This window comes from Roseovarius sp., assembly GCF_965277045.1.
Classification (GTDB): domain Bacteria; phylum Pseudomonadota; class Alphaproteobacteria; order Rhodobacterales; family Rhodobacteraceae; genus Roseovarius.
The window spans coordinates 2737052-2752050 of sequence record NZ_OZ255712.1; the positions used below are offsets into that span (position 1 = coordinate 2737052).

Annotated in this window: 13 protein-coding genes and 1 tRNA gene; 5 read left to right on the forward strand and 9 right to left on the reverse strand. The window is 66.3% G+C overall.

What is annotated here, in order from left to right; all coding sequences use genetic code 11:
• The first annotated feature begins 168 nt into the window (after positions 1-168).
• Together ACQY4V_RS13715 and ACQY4V_RS13720 are read left to right on the forward strand one after the other, a co-directional pair.
• Positions 169-705, forward strand: coding sequence for a TetR/AcrR family transcriptional regulator (locus tag ACQY4V_RS13715; protein WP_428512539.1), 537 nt, complete (start codon positions 169-171; stop codon positions 703-705).
• The gene (locus tag ACQY4V_RS13720) at positions 705-1097 is read left to right on the forward strand and encodes an META domain-containing protein (RefSeq protein ID WP_428512541.1); all 393 of its coding nucleotides are present in this window, start codon (positions 705-707) and stop codon (positions 1095-1097) included. Before ACQY4V_RS13715 ends, ACQY4V_RS13720 begins: the two co-directional genes overlap by 1 nt.
• Before the next feature lie 149 nt (positions 1098-1246).
• Here ACQY4V_RS13720 and ACQY4V_RS13725 read toward each other — a convergent pair whose 3' ends face one another.
• Positions 1247-1540: a DUF1330 domain-containing protein gene (locus ACQY4V_RS13725; RefSeq protein WP_428512543.1), complete on the reverse strand. Its 294-nt coding sequence runs from the start codon at positions 1538-1540 to the stop codon at positions 1247-1249.
• Positions 1541-1672: 132 nt separating this feature from the next.
• Here ACQY4V_RS13725 and ACQY4V_RS13730 point away from each other — a divergent pair, with 132 nt between their 5' ends.
• The gene (locus ACQY4V_RS13730; RefSeq protein WP_428512545.1) at positions 1673-2671 is read left to right on the forward strand and encodes an LLM class flavin-dependent oxidoreductase; all 999 of its coding nucleotides are present in this window, start codon (positions 1673-1675) and stop codon (positions 2669-2671) included.
• 221 nt (positions 2672-2892) lie between these two features.
• Here ACQY4V_RS13730 and recO read toward each other — a convergent pair whose 3' ends face one another.
• A complete protein-coding gene (gene recO / locus ACQY4V_RS13735; protein WP_428512547.1) occupies positions 2893-3627 on the reverse strand; it encodes a DNA repair protein RecO in 735 nt (244 codons plus the stop codon).
• Between the two features lie 154 nt (positions 3628-3781).
• On the opposite strand from recO, the gene ACQY4V_RS13740 reads away from it, so the two are divergent.
• Together ACQY4V_RS13740 and ACQY4V_RS13745 are read left to right on the forward strand one after the other, a co-directional pair.
• Positions 3782-6841, forward strand: coding sequence for a VWA domain-containing protein (locus ACQY4V_RS13740; RefSeq protein ID WP_428512549.1), 3060 nt, complete (start codon positions 3782-3784; stop codon positions 6839-6841).
• Positions 6842-6846: 5 nt separating this feature from the next.
• Complete coding sequence (locus ACQY4V_RS13745) at positions 6847-7221, forward strand: VOC family protein (RefSeq protein WP_428512551.1); 375 nt, start codon at positions 6847-6849, stop codon at positions 7219-7221.
• 245 nt (positions 7222-7466) lie between these two features.
• Here the strand turns inward: ACQY4V_RS13745 and ACQY4V_RS13750 are convergent, their stop codons facing one another.
• The 7 genes from ACQY4V_RS13750 to ACQY4V_RS13780 all read right to left on the reverse strand — a co-directional run bounded on the left by ACQY4V_RS13750 (position 7467) and on the right by ACQY4V_RS13780 (position 14962).
• Entirely contained in the window at positions 7467-7799 is a 333-nt protein-coding gene (locus ACQY4V_RS13750) for a DUF1491 family protein (RefSeq protein ID WP_428512553.1), read from the reverse strand.
• The gene (era, locus tag ACQY4V_RS13755) at positions 7796-8704 is read right to left on the reverse strand and encodes a GTPase Era (protein ID WP_428512555.1); all 909 of its coding nucleotides are present in this window, start codon (positions 8702-8704) and stop codon (positions 7796-7798) included. Before era ends, ACQY4V_RS13750 begins: the two co-directional genes overlap by 4 nt.
• A gap of 59 nt (positions 8705-8763) precedes the next feature.
• The gene (locus ACQY4V_RS13760) at positions 8764-9750 is read right to left on the reverse strand and encodes an NAD(P)H-binding protein (protein WP_428512557.1); all 987 of its coding nucleotides are present in this window, start codon (positions 9748-9750) and stop codon (positions 8764-8766) included.
• A gap of 120 nt (positions 9751-9870) precedes the next feature.
• On the reverse strand, positions 9871-11667 hold the full coding sequence (locus ACQY4V_RS13765; protein ID WP_428512559.1) for an ABC transporter transmembrane domain-containing protein: 1797 nt from the start codon (positions 11665-11667) through the stop codon (positions 9871-9873).
• Between the two features lie 105 nt (positions 11668-11772).
• Positions 11773-11846, reverse strand: a tRNA-Gly gene (locus tag ACQY4V_RS13770).
• 347 nt (positions 11847-12193) lie between these two features.
• Positions 12194-12907 (reverse strand): cupin domain-containing protein, encoded by a 714-nt coding sequence (locus tag ACQY4V_RS13775; RefSeq protein WP_428512561.1) that lies wholly within the window; start codon positions 12905-12907, stop codon positions 12194-12196.
• A gap of 126 nt (positions 12908-13033) precedes the next feature.
• The gene (locus tag ACQY4V_RS13780; protein WP_428512563.1) at positions 13034-14962 is read right to left on the reverse strand and encodes an FAD-dependent oxidoreductase; all 1929 of its coding nucleotides are present in this window, start codon (positions 14960-14962) and stop codon (positions 13034-13036) included.
• Positions 14963-14999 lie beyond the last annotated feature (37 nt).

Consider the following 14999-nt stretch of genomic DNA (forward strand, 5'->3'; position numbering starts at 1 on the left):
CATCGCCCCCTGATGTCCCGGCGCAGGCCTACCGGCACTCTCCGAAGCTTCCGTGACGGTTCGGCAAAACTTTTGTGACAGAGGCCCGCGCGGGCGGCCCTTCGCGCGCCCATGCTGCATTGCGGCGGGACGCTTGCATTGCGCCCTGCGCAGGCGTATCCCGAATGCATGGCACGCGCGTCCACACGTCTGAAATCCAGCGACTGGCTCACCGCCGGGCTCGACGCGCTGTCCGAACTGGGCCCCACCGCGCTCAAGGCCGAACCTCTCGCGGTACGCCTCGGCGTCTCCAAGGGCTCGTTCTACTGGCACTTCCGCGACGTGCCGGCCTATCACCAGGCCTTGCTGGCCGCATGGCGGGACGACAGCATCGCCCGCCTGCCCGACCTGATGAACGACGGCAGCACCGAGGTGGCCCGCCTGCGCAATCTCGCCCAGGCGTTTGCCGCGCCGGACGCGACCGAACCCGCCTTGCGCGCCTGGGCCAATTCCGACGATCTCGCCCGCGCCGCGATCGACGACGTCGACGACGCCCGCCTGGCCGCCCTGCAATCGCTGCTGTCCGACATCGGCATCGACAATCCGGAAATGGCGCGCATCCTCTATGCCTCGGCCATCGGCATGACATCGCTCGGCAATGCCAGCCCCGCGGATCACATCAGCGCCATCGGTTCGCTTGTCGACCTGGTGCTGGCCCTGCGCTGATGCGCAGCCTCCTGACGGTGCCCCTGGTGGTGTCGCTGCTGAATTGCAGCGGCGATGAAACCCTCTCGGGCCACGGTGCGGCGGACAGGACGTGGCAACTCGCGGAACTTGACGGCGCCGCTTTCGACGCCCGCGCCACCATCACCTTCCCCGAAGAAGGCAAGATCGTCGGCGAAGCGCCTTGCAACCGCTACTTCGCCGCGCAGCTGCAACCCTACCCGTGGTTCGAGGCCGCCGAAATCGGCACCACCCGCCGCGCCTGTCCCGACCTGGCGCAGGAAACCGCGTATCTGGACGCGCTCGGCGCCATGTCCCTTGCCGAGGTCACCGAAACCACCCTGATCCTCAGCACGCCCGAGGGCCGCGAGATGATCTTCCGCGCCGCCGAGTAAGGCGCGCCGGGGTCTGCGGCCCGCAACGGCAAGACGCACGCAGTTCCGCCCCCCGCGCCATCCCCCCTCTTCCTCTGGCTTCAAATATCCCCGCCGGAGGCATCCGCCGCTGCCCTTCCTCCCGAGGGTCGCCCATCCGGGCGCGCGCGTTACCCCAGCCCGTCGACCAGAATAGCATTCAGCTCCGACCCCGACCGCCGCAGCACAGCAAGCTCCTGAAACGCATCCGAGTGCCAGAACGCCCGCGCATGGTCCCGGTCGGGAAACTCCAGGACGAAGGCCGCGTCGGGCATCGCACCGGCACCCTCCATCCGCTCCGGGTTGCCGCCCCGCACCAGGAACCGGCCTTCATGCGCCGCCACCACCTCGGGGATCTTCGCGAAATACGCCTCCATCCAGTCCCGGCTGTGGATCTCCATCTGCCCGATCACGTATGCCGTCATGGCCGTGCCCTCCGTCCGATCCGCCGATCCGAGGCCGCAGACAGCGACCGGCGCAATGCCACCGGCCCGCCGCACGGTTGTTCTCGGGCCCCTCAGCCCCCAGATGACATCCAACAGATGAAAGGCCCCGCCATGCGCTATTCCGCCCTCGATCTCGCCCCCGTGCCCGAAGGCCACGACACCGCGACCGCCATCGCCAACAGCCGCGACCTCGCCATCGCGGCCGAGCGGATGGGCTATCACCGCTACTGGCTGGCCGAGCATCACAACATGCCCGGCATCGCCAGCGCCGCCACCTCGGTGCTGATCGGCCACATCGCCGAGGCGACGACAACCATGCGTATCGGCGCGGGCGGCGTCATGCTGCCCAACCATGCGCCGCTCGCCATCGCCGAGCAGTTCGGCACGCTCGCCACCATCCATCCCGGCCGCATCGACCTTGGCCTCGGCCGCGCGCCAGGCGGCGACATGGCCGTGGCCCGCGCCCTGCGCCGCGGGCTCGAGTCCGACCGCTTCCCCGACGACGTGGTCGAACTCATGGGCTATTTCGCCGATGCCGATCCCGCCGCCCCCGTCTCCGCCCATCCCGGCCAGGGCACCCACGTCCCGGTCTGGATCCTCGGCTCCAGCCTCTACGGCGCGCAACTGGCCGCGCATCTGGGCCTGCCTTACGCCTTCGCCTCGCATTTCGCGCCCGACGCGCTGGACCAGGCGCTGGAGATCTACCGCACCCGCTTCCAGCCCTCTGCGCAATTGGACCGACCATATTTCATGCTGGCCGCCAACGTCTTCGCCGCCGACACCGACGCCGAGGGCGCCTTCCTGCGCACCTCCATGCAACAGGCCTTCGCCCGCCTGCGCACGGGCCAGCCCGGCAAGCTGCCCGCGCCGGTCGAGGATATCGAGGCGGCGATCGGCCCGCAGATGACCGACAACGTCAACCACGCCCTGAGCTTCTCCGCCACCGGCTCCCCCGCCACGGTGCGCGCCCAGCTTGGCGTTCTCAAGGACCGCTACCAACCCGACGAGATCATCCTCACCGGCCAGATCCACGACCACGCCGCGCGGGTCAATTCTTTCCGCATCGCCGCCGAGATCTTGCAGGACATGACCAGGGCAGACGCTGCCTGAGAGCGGCGCAGAGTTTCAAGCCGCGCGATCGCCAGACCGCGGGCTGGTGACCGACAGCCGTTCGGCACACTTTATGGTCGCCAAATCCGCAAAACCTTTGATCGAGGCGCCAACGTCAGCCAATCGCCAGCCCGTCCGGGCGGTCTGGCGATCGCGCGGCGGCCTACGGCCTTGATTCCGCGCGGCATAAGGCCAACCACAGTCCAAGAAACCGGACCCCCTCACCCCTCTGCCACCTGCTCCAGCCGCCGGATCAGCCGCGCCCGCGCCTCGGGCAGCGGCTTGTGCCCCATCTCCGGCGCCAGGTGGTGCATCAGGAAATACCCCGTCACCCCCAGCCCCTCCAGGATCTCGCCATCGCTGCACACCCCCTCGCCCAGCAGCGGCGCGGGCAGCGGCAACAGCTTGTCCGCCCACTCACCGGCCCCGGCCCGCGACACCGCCCGCCCGGTGCGCGGCGAGATGAAACTCAGGTCGTTCGCCGCCCGACCCTTAACCGCGCATTCGCTCAGGTCCAACCCGAACCCCATCTCGTCCAGCAGCGCCATCTCCCACTTCAAATAAGCCAGCGGCCACACATCCCCCTGCCCCAGCAGGTCCAAAAGCGCCTCGGTCTGTCCGTATAACCGGCCATGCGCCTCCCGCTCGGGCAGGCAGAACAGCAGCAGGGACGTCACCGCGTTCAGCCCCGCCAGCGCCACGCGGTCCCCCAGCGAGGCCGCCGCACGCGAGCGCACAGGCTCCACCGTGAACGCGCCCAGGTGATCCTCCAGCCGCGCCTTCCACGTCACGTCCACCTGCCCTCCGGGCTGCAACACCGGCGCCATCTTGCGCGACGCCCCGCCGCGTACCACGCCCGCGTGTCGCCCCTTCAGGGGCGTGAACACCTCAAGGATCGCCGCCGCTTCGCCATGCGGGCGGCTCGCCAATACAATACCCTGGTCGCGCCACTCCATGACACTGCTCCGCCTCTCCGAACAGACATAGGACATCAAATACTGAACCCTGCCAAGGCCCGCCCCGACACACGGTCTGGAAATCCGGACATGACCGGGGGCGCGGGATATGCTTATCTGCCCCCCGTATAGATTTTTCGCTTAGGGGGACCCGATGACATTTTCCACCACCCGCGCCCTGGCGCTGACCACCACACTCCTGGCCGCCCCGGCGGCGTTCGCGAATGACAACGTCATGGTGGTCTTCGACGGCTCCAACTCCATGTGGGGCCAGATCGACGGCACCGCCAAGATCGAGATCGCGCGCAATGTCATCGGCAACCTCCTGGGCGACTGGGCCGACGACCGCAGCGTCGGCCTCATGGCCTATGGCCACCGCAGCCGCGGCGACTGCACCGATATCGAGGTCATCGTCGAACCCGGCGCGGCGCAACGCTCCGAAATCCTGGACCGGATCAAGTCCATCACCCCCACCGGCAAGACCCCCCTGACCGACGCCGTAGAACAGGCCGCCACGCAACTCTCCTATACCGACCGCCCCGCCACCGTGGTCCTCATCTCCGACGGTCTGGAAAGCTGCGAGCGCGACCCGTGCGAGCTGGCCCGCGCGCTGGAAAAAGGCGGCGTCGGCTTTACCGCCCACGTCGTGGGCTTCGGCCTCGGCGCGGACGAGGACACCGCGTCGCTCGCCTGCATCGCCGAGGAAACCGGCGGGCAGTACATCCAGGCTTCCAACGCCGACGAGCTTGGCGCAGCACTCTCCGCCGTCGCCACCGCCGTCGCGGCACCGGAACCCGAACCCGAACCGCAAACGCCGCAAGTCACCGTCGACGCACCGGATACGGCCGTCGCCGGCAGCCCCACCACGATCACCTGGGACCCGACCCAGTCCGAGGCCGACTACATCGCCGTCGCCCCCGCCGGGTCCCCCGAAACCGAGCTGGGCCAATACACCCGCATCGGCAAGGACACCGACGTCACCCTCGCCATGCCCGGCGAGCCCGGCGCCTACGAGGCCCGCTACTACAGCACCGAGACCAAGACCGTGCTGGGCACCGACCCCATCGAGATCACGCCAGCCCAGGTCACCCTGCAAGCCGCCGACACCGTCCAGACCGGCGCGCCCGTGACCGTCAGCTGGTCGCCCACCATCAACCCCCGCGACTATATCGCCATCGTGCCCGCCGGGGCCGACGCCGGCACGCTCGCCAACTACCGCGCCATCAACAAGAACGAAAGCTTCGACCTCACAGCTCCCGCCGACCCCGGCATGTACGAGATCCGCTACATCCTCAACGTCGACAGCCGCACCGTCGCAAGCCGCCCGCTCGAGGTGGCCGACCCGCAGGTCACGCTCCAGACCCCCGAAACCGCCCTCACCGGCGCCGAAATCCCGGTCAGCTGGACGGGCACGGTCAACGCCAAGGACTACATCACCATCGTTCCCATTGGCGCCGAGGAAGGCAACTACACCAACTATTTCCCCGTCCGCGACGACAGCTCCGGCCGCCTTCTGGCCACTGCCGACCCCGGAATGTTCGAGATCCGCTACATCCAGCGCGAAGGCAGCAAGACGCTGGCCAGCGCCCCCATCGAACTGCTGACCCCCGAGGTCACGATTAACGGCCCCGCCACCGCCGTCACCGGCGCACAGGTCCCCGTCAGCTGGTCCGGCACGGTCAACTCCAAGGACTACATCACCATCGCCCCCACGGGCGCCGATGCCAGCACCTATGGCAGCTACCAGCCCACACGCGACGATGACACCGTGACGCTCACCATGCCCTCCGAGCCCGGCATTTACGAGCTGCGCTACGTCCTGCGCGAAGGCCCGCGCGTGCTGGCCAGCGCCCCCATCGAGGTCGCCAACCCCGAGGTCACCGTGTCCGGCCCCGAAACCGTCGCCACCGGCGCACAGTTCACCGTCTCCTGGACCCGCACGGTCAACCCCAAGGATTACGTCACCATCGTGCCCGTCGGGGCCGAGCCCAACACCTACGGCAGCTACCAGCCCGTCCGCGACGACACCGAGACGCGCCTGATCGCCCCATCCGATCCCGGCATGTACGAGTTGCGCTACCTCCTGCGCGAAGGACCCAAGGTCATGGCCACCGTAATGATCGAGGTCACCGAACCGCAGGTCACCGTCTCCGGCCCCGCAACCGTCAGCACGGGCGCGCAATTCACCGTTTCCTGGACCGGAACCGTGAACGCCCAGGACTATGTCACCATCGTCCCCGTGGGCGCTGCCGAAAACGAGTTCGGCAACTACCAGGTCGTCCGCGACAACGCGGAAACCACGCTCACCGCGCCCTCCGACACCGGGATGTACGAACTGCGCTACCTTTTGCGCGAAGGCCCCAAGGTCATGGCCACCGCGATGATCGAAGTCACCGAACCCCAGGTCACCATCTCCGGCCCCGAAAGCGCTGCGACCGGGTCCTCCGTCACCGTCGAGTGGACCGGCACCGTCAACACGCAGGATTATGTCGTCGTCGTCCCCGCCGGGGCGCCCGAAAACGAGTTCGGCAACTACCAGGTCGTGCGCGACGCGTCAGAAGTGGCGCTCACCATGCCCGCCGATCCCGGTATGTACGAGCTGCGCTACCTCATGCGCGAAGGCCCCAAGGTGCTGGCCACCGCCATGATCGAGCTGACCCCGCCCGAGGTCTCGGTCACCGGTCCCGACCAGATCCGCGCGGGCGACGACATCACGGCCGAATGGACCGGAACGGTCTCCACCAACGACTACATCAACCTCGTCCCGATGGGCGCGGCGGATGACAAGTTCGGCACCTACCTGACCGTGCGTGACGGCACCACCGCCACGCTCAAGGCCCCGGCGGAAACCGGCCTCTACGAGCTCCGCTACGTCCTGCGCGAAGGCACCCGCGTGCTGGCCCGCCACACGGTCGAGGTCCTGGCCGCCGACGCCGACCTCAACACCGGCGGCGCCCTCACCGCGCCCGACAGCGCGGCCCCCGGCAGCACCATCGACGTCTCCTGGCAGGTGGACAGCAGCAGCGCCGACCAGCGCATCACGCTGGCACGCGGCAACCAGGCGATCTTCACCTGGCTTCAGGCGGTCAAGATCACCGACGGCGCCACCGGCGTGCAGATCGACCTGCCATCCGAACCCGGCGTCTACGAACTGCGTTTCCTCGACGTCGCGGGTCAGGAAGTGCTCGCCCGCAAGGTCATCACCGTGGAGTAGGACCCATGCACAAACCCCAAGGCTACCCCGACGTCTCCGCCTACCTGATCGTACCGGACGCAGCGGCGGTACTCGACTTCTGCGCCGCCGCCTTCAACGCCGACCGCCTGCGCGTGATCGAACGCGAGGGCGGCGGCGGCATCATGCACGCCGAATGCCGGATCGGCGACAGCGTGGTGATGATGGGCGAAATGCCGGACGGCCCGGACGCCCACCTGCACCTCTACCTCGCCGACGCCGAAGCCGCCTTCGACCGCGCCGTGGCCGCGGGGGCCGAAATCGTCCAGCCGATGCAGTCCCAAGGCGACGGCGACCTGCGCGGCGGCGTCCGCGACGCCAGCGGCACGACATGGTGGATCGCCCGGCAGGAAGAGGCATAGCACGCCGGCGCGCTATCACATCGCCGTCCCGGACCTGATCCGGGACCTCCCGCGCCCCCGGTCCAACGCCCAAGGCATTAACCGCCCCTGTACCGCGCACGCCCCGTTAACCCGCCGGACCCCACGAATCCGCACCGTCGCAATACCACTGGAATACCGACGCGATACCGACGTACCGTTTTCACTGAATCCCAGCCCGTTAACCTTTGTCCGGCGCCGTAGGGTGGGTGCCAACCCACCTGCCTTCAATCCCGCAAGCCAGGCTCGTCCAGCAGGTGCCGCCCCTGCCGGTCCTCCACCTCGATCACCCAGAGATCGGGGTCGAAAGACCGCTGTCTCGCCACCGCCTGATCGACGTCGCGCTCGTCTCCCTCGGCCAAGGTCACCCACGTCCGCGCGCCACTCATCAGGTCGAAAGAGCGTTGAAAAACAGCCGCTTGCCCGTCCAGCGTGTTCAGCTTCACCAGCACCGCGCCGCCGGTGTCATCGCCATGCGCCACGACGAAGGCCGGGATTTCCATCACCCTCAGCCGCGCCAGATAGGCCTGCACCCAGAACTCGGCCGTCAGTCGGCTCACCCGTTCCCGTCCTTGAAATCAAGGCCCATCTCGGAATACCGCTCGGCTTCCTCCAGCCAGTTGGGCCGCACTTTCACTTGCGTGAACAGGTGCACCCGCCGCCCCAGGAACTCCTCCAGCTCGGTGCGCGCTGCCTGGCTAACCGCCTTGATCGTCTCACCTTTTTTGCCCAGCACGATTCCCTTGTGACCGTCCCGCATGACATAGATCACCTGGTCGATCCGTGCCGATCCGTCCTCGCGCTCCTCCCAGTTCTCGGTCTCGACAGTCAGCTGATAAGGCAATTCCTGGTGCAGCCGCAGGGTCAGCTTTTCCCGCGTCATCTCGGCCGCGATCATCCGCATCGGCAGGTCCGCGATCTGGTCCTCGGGATAGAGCCACGGCCCCTCGGGCACCTCGCCCGCAAGCCATGTGCGCAGGTCCTCGACACCATGCCCCTTCTCGGCGGAAATCATGAAAGTCTCAACGAATTCATACCGTTCGTTCAGGTCCTTGGTCAGCCCCAGCAGCACCTCGGATGGCACCCGGTCGATCTTGTTGATCGCCAGCGCCACCCGCCGCCCCTTGGGCAAGGCGTCCAGACCGTCCAGGATCTTCTCGACCCCTTCGGTCACCCCCCGATGCGCTTCGATCAGCAGCACGATCACGTCCGCATCCGCCGCCCCGCTCCAGGCCGCCGCCACCATCGCCCGGTCCAGCCGGCGACGCGGCGCGAACAGTCCCGGCGTATCGACAAACACAAGCTGCGCGTCGCCTTCGATGGCCACCCCGCGAATGCGCGCCCGCGTGGTCTGCACCTTGTGCGTCACGATGCTGACCTTCGCGCCCACCATGCGGTTGAGCAGCGTGGACTTGCCCGCATTGGGCTCCCCGATCAGGGCGATGAAACCGGCGCGTTGGGTCATGATGCAAAGCCTTTTTTCATAACGGTCTCCCCTACCCGATCCCGGTTCGCTTGACCAGTTCAGAACACCGCATGGTCGCCCCGCTCCAGTGTGACTTCACCCGCCGCTAGCCTTGCATAGAACGCTTCAAGCCGGTCCTGCCCGAATTCCGGCGTGGCATCCGCATCATAGCATTGCCGGGCCTCGTCCCAGACCAGCATCGACTCGGTCGCGTAGTACCGCCCGATCCGCGCCAATTCCGCCTTGGCGCGGGCACGCCTGTTTAACCTCCCGGTAACACTCAATGTGGCAATGATGGCGTCAAGCAAACCAACCGGCACCCGCTTCATCCGGAACGGCACGCCCAGCGAATCGGCCAGTAACCGGCCCTGCTCCTCGGGGGTCAGCGCCGGACCGGGCCCGCCCACCGGCAGGATGCGGTTGTCGCAGGCCGGATTGGTCAGCGTGTTCACGATGAACCGTGCAAGGTCGCCGTCGCTGATCGGCTTGCAGGCCGTCAGCCTGCCGTCGCCGAAGGCAAGATAGGGCTTGCCCGCCCGCATCCTGTCCGCCTGCCCGGACAGCGATTTGAAAAACGCCGTGGGCCGCACGATCACGTGGCACAGGGTCGAGGCCTGCAACTCCGCCTCGAAAGCCAGCTTGGCCTTCTGGAACGCCAGCACCGGCTTCTGCACGCAGATCGCCGACAGCAGGACGAAACGCCCGACACCCTGCGCCTCCGCCGCCCGCAAGGCTGCCGCGTTCAGCCCGTGGTCGACAGCCCAGGCATCCCCGGGCGCGCCCGTTCGCGACGCCAGGCAGCTGACCACGGCGTCGGCCCCGCGCATCGCCTTCTCCAGTTGGCCGGGCGCCGACATGTCTCCGATGACACACTGCGCCCGCACAGGCACGGCCGGATCGGCGCGGCGCAACGGGCAAATCACGTCATGCCCATCGGCCAGCAGCACCTCCAAGACCGCCCGCCCGATCGTGCCGCTTGCCCCCAACAGGACAACTCGCATCGTCGCGACGGACGGCTGCAAAAGATATGCTGAATCCTCGCGCATTAACGGCACCCGCTGGTGTTTTGGAAAGACTATACAAGGCGCCATCCGAAACCAACGCACCGCCGCAAATCCTTTGAGAAAGGATTTGCCAAAAGCTTTCTCAAAGCTTTTGGTTCCGCCCTAGGCCGCCGCCCCGTCGGTAAACTGCAACCGCGCCAGCCGGGCATAAAGCCCTCCTTCGGCCACCAGGCTTTCATGGGTGCCTTCCGCCACGATACGGCCCTGCTCCATCACGATGATCCGGTCGGCCTTCTTCACCGTGGCCAGCCGGTGTGCCACGATCACCGTGGTGCGGTCCCGTGCCAGCCCGTCGACTGCCTGCTGCACGGCCCGTTCGCTCTCGGCATCCAGGGCCGAGGTCGCCTCGTCCAGCAGCAGCACGGGCGCATCACGCAGGATCGCGCGGGCGATGGCCACCCGCTGTTTCTGGCCACCCGACAGCATCACGCCGCGCTCGCCCAAGTACGTGTCATACCCGTCCGGCAGCGCCATGATGAACTCATGCGCCGCCGCCGCCCGTGCCGCGGCCTCGACTTCGGAATCCGCCGCATCAATCCGGCCAAAGCGGATATTGTCACGCGCCGACGCGGCGAAGATGACCGGCTCCTGCGGCACCAACGACAACTCGGACCGAAAGTCGGGTCGCGCCAATTGATCCAGCGCCACGCCGTCCAGCGTCACCCGTCCGGTTTGCGGATCATAGAAACGCTGAATCATCTGGATGATCGTGGTTTTACCCGCCCCGGAAGGGCCGACCAACGCGACCGTTTCCCCGGGCTCTATCACGAGATTCAACGCGTGCAGCGCCGGCGCATCGGGGCGCGTCGGATAGGTGAAGCTGACATTCTCGAAGGCAATGCGGCCTTTGACGGGGCGCGGCAAGACCTCGGGGTGCGCCGGGTCCTGGACCTCGTCCTCGGCCTGAAGCAATTCGACCAGGCGTTCCGTCGCGCCGGCGGCGCGTTGAAGTTCTCCCCAGATCTCCGACAGGGCTGCCACCGATCCGGCCACCATGACCGAATAGATCACGAACTGCACCAGCGTGCCGCCGGTCATCTGGTCTGCCCGCACATCCCGGGCACCGATCCACAGCACGCAAACGATCCCGGTAAATACAAGGAAAATAACGATAACCGTCATCAGGGCGCGCACCCAGATCCGCCGCCGGGCCACGTCGAAACTGCGCTCCGTGACGTCCGAAAACGCGGCGCGACTGGCCGGTTCATGGGTAAAGGCCTGAACCGTCTGCACGTTCAAGAGCGCCTCCGACGCATTGCCGGAACTGGCGGCGATCCAGTCCTGGTTTTCGCGGCTCAGCTTGCGCAGTTTCCGCCCCAGGGTCAGGATAGGCACGATGATCAGCGGCACCAGAAGCAGCACCATGCCGGTCAGCTTGGCCGAGGTGAACAGCATCAGGACCAGCCCGCCGACGAAGATCAACAGGTTACGCAACGCGATGGAGATGGACGACCCGATGACCGACAGTATGAGCGTCGTATCGGTCGTCACGCGGCTCAGGATTTCACCCGTCATCGTGCGTTCATAGAAGGCCGGGCTCAGCCCGATCACCTTGTCGAACACCGCCTTGCGCATGTCTGCCACGACCCGTTCGCCCAGTCGCGTCACCAACGCGTATCTCAGGCCCGTACCGATCGCCAAGAGCCCGGCGATACCGACAGCCGCAAGGAAATACTGGTCCAGGATCGCGCCGTCTTCGGCTCCGAAATTGTCGACCACGCGCCGGACCGCCAAGGGCAGCACCAGCGAAACACAGGCCGTCATCACCAGCGCGAGTATCGCAAGCGTCAAAAGCCGCCGGTACGGACGCAGGAACGGCCAGAGCTCCGACAAGGCGCCCATGCGCTTCGACTTCGCCCGCTCTATCATGTCTGCGCCGTTTTCGGCCTTGCGTACCATGTATCCCCAAACGTGATTTTTCCCGGACTTCCTCATGGCCGCGCGGGACGCCGGGGTCAAGGGCGTTGCGGTCTTTCATCGCCCATGAAACTGGAAGGAAGAAGCTGGAGCGGGCGACGGGAATCGAACCCGTATCATCAGCTTGGAAGGCTGAGGTCTTACCATTACACAACGCCCGCTCAACAGTTCAGAGGAGTATTTCATGCACTGGGCGGGGTCAAGTGCAACGTCCGTACACGGCCCAGAGCCGACCTCGACCTTCGCTTGGCGTTCAGGGATAGATTCCGAAGGGCGGGCATTCATCACCACAGTAGCATTCGAACGTGGCGAGCTTGTTTACGACGTTCGTTCCCGGAATCCTGATGCAAGCTGTGTTTGATGCAACCCAAATTAGGTCTTTTTGTGGAAAGGGTTCAACACGCCGGCCGTGGAAATCGCGGGTAGTGCAAAATCAAATCAACGAGATATTCGTCCCCAACGAGCATGCCATTAAGGACCTCAAAAGCTACTTCTCCGCAAACTAAGCTCAGCCAGGGTCAGCATAACTTGCGACAATGAGTCGTGTGCCCGGTTCGGTGGTGCAGCCCACGGTATCGCCCTGATGCACGTATGCCGTTTCGCCCTTGGCGAAGCTGTGGGTTTCCGCCCCATCGTGCAGAGACAGGGTGCCGTCCAGAACCGTGATGATCTTGTAGGCGTCGAGCCGCAGGGCGGGCTGGGACAGCGCACCGAAATTCTGCACATCGACCCGCATCGTCCCGGCGGCGTTCACGAAGTCGGTGCGCGTCGATACGACATCCGGCGCAGCATCGGGCGCGGACAGGTCGGGTACGGTGATCCGCTGTAGGGAAGTGTTGTCGGCCTTCGGCACGGGTCCGTCGAGAATCATGAATATCTTTTGGACGAAACCAGGCTGCTTCCACTGGCACTCAAAGCCCTTGGGGATAATGAAGGCGTCGCCTTTCCTGATCTCGATCTCGGTTCCGTCGGGCAGCACCATCGTCAGCTCACCGTCGAGGAACAGCATGTATTCGTCAACCGTGTAGGGCATCATCTGGTCTGTGAAAGCCGTACAATCCCATACGCCGGCCATGTATCCGCTGCTCTCGATCTCATGGTAGAGATGCCCGTGCTGCACCGGCTGTCCCGAAACGAGGCTGGCATAGTCCATCTGTTCCCATTCCTCCAACCCGTCCGGGCCGTTGGGCTGAAAGCGCAGGATCGTGGCGGTCTTGGTCATGGCGTGTCCTTTCCGGGGGTGGTGTCTTCCCAGCAGAGGAAGACCGTGTTGGTCAGTCGTCGATACATCCGAAGATGCGTGGTCGTGCCGGGGCGGGCGTGGGCGTCGATATGGGCACAAGCCGCCTCATACCACGCTCGCCACCTTGAGCCCTTCAAAAATGGCTTCCTCGACGGTGCGCGGCGCGAGGGCGTCACCGATGATGTGACAGTCGCCGCCCCAGTCGCAGAGCTCCATTTCAAGCTCCGTAACCGACTGCGTTCCGAGCGCCGTGACGACGGTGTCCACGTCGTTCAGGATCACCGGCTCGCCGCTGAGGGTGTGTTGGAAATAGGCGTCCTGCGTATCGGCGCCGAAGAGCCGCATGTGCGGGATGATCTGAACCCCCAGCCGGTGCAGATCTCCCAGCCAGGTGTCGCGGGCGTATTGCTGGATCGTCTGGCCGGCGACCATCCCGTTGACGGCAAGCCGCACGTGGCAGCCGTCGCGCGCCAGCCTTTCGGCGATGCCAAGGCCGACCCAGTCGCAGCGCCAGTCGGCGATCACCGCGCGGGCGCCGACATTGGCGCGGCCTTGCAGCACATCCCAGGCCGAGACGATATGCGCCTCGTCCGCGCCTTCGATCTCGGGGGTCCGGTGCGTGCCGCCAGTGGCCAGGACGATCGCGTCGGGGGCCTCTGCGTCGATCAGCGCGCGCGTGACAGGAGTGTTAAGGCGCAGAGTGACACCGGCGCGCTCGACCTCGCGGGTGAGGTTGGTGGTCACGCCGCCGAATTCGGCCCGGCCCGGCAACAGCTGCGCGAGGTTCACCTGACCGCCCAGCCGGTCGCTTGCCTCGTAAAGTGTCACCTGGTGCCCGCGCTCTGCCGCGACGGCGGCGGCTTTCATGCCCGCCGGGCCGCCGCCCACCACCATCAGCTTGCGCGGCGGATCGGCGGGGGTGCGCGGGCCATAGGTCAGTTCGCGCCCTGTTTCGGGGTGCTGGATGCACGAGATCGAAACGGCGTTCAGCATGTGCCCGATGCAGGCCTGGTTGCAGGCGACGCAGGCGCGGATGTCGTCCAGGCGGCCCGCCTTGGCCGTGCGCGGCATGTCGGGGTCGGAAATGAGTGCGCGGGTCATGCCGCACATGTCCGCCGCGCCGTTTACGAGGGCCTGTTCCGCGATCTGCGGCTGGTTGATGCGCCCGGCGACGAAGACGGGCTTGTCGACGACAGACCGGATCGACGCCGAGAGCGGCGTGGTGTAGCCCGCTTTGAGGCGCATGGACGGCACGATATGGGTGGACCCGGCGAGCCCCGCGGAGGTGCCGGCGGTGACATTGAGGTAATCGAGACCGTCATTCCGCGCGATGGCCTGCGCCACCTCAAGCATTTCATCCGCCTCGATACCGTCGTGATCCTTCTCCTCGCCCGACAGGCGGATGCCGAGGATCATGTCGTCCCCGGCGCCGCGGCGGATGGCGGCGATAACCTCATGAATGATGCGCAGGCGGCTATTGAAAGAACCGCCATAGGCATCCGTCCGCAGGTTCACGCGGGGATTCAGGAACTGCCCCAGAAGATAACCGTGCGAGGCCACGATCTCGATCCCGTCGAGGCCTGCCGTGCGCATGTTGGCGGCGGAGGTCTGAAAGCCAGCGACGATCTCTTCGATCAGCGCCACGCTCAGTGCGCGGGGCATGACGTGGAAGCGTTCGTTGGGCACGGCGGAAGGGGCAAAGGCCACCGGGTGCGTGCCATCCGAGGCCAGCCCCATTTCGCGGCCCGGATGGCTTAGCTGGGCAAAGACCTTGCAGCCCTGCGATTGGCAGGCGCGGGCGAGCTTGGCATATCCCGGGATGCAGGCCGGATCATAGGCGCGGATCGCGGGTCTGCCGGACTCGCCTGTCGGGTGCACCCGCGCGGCCTCGAGGATGGTGAGCGCAGCGCCGCCCTTGGCCTTGGCGACGTGGTAGGCAACCATGGTGTCGGATATCTTTCCGTCGTCCAGCATGACCGCCATGTGCCCGGTCGAAAAGATCCGGTTTCTAAGCGTCAGGCCTCGGATATCCAATGGTGAGAACAATTTGTTCAGGCCGCCTGCCATGGCC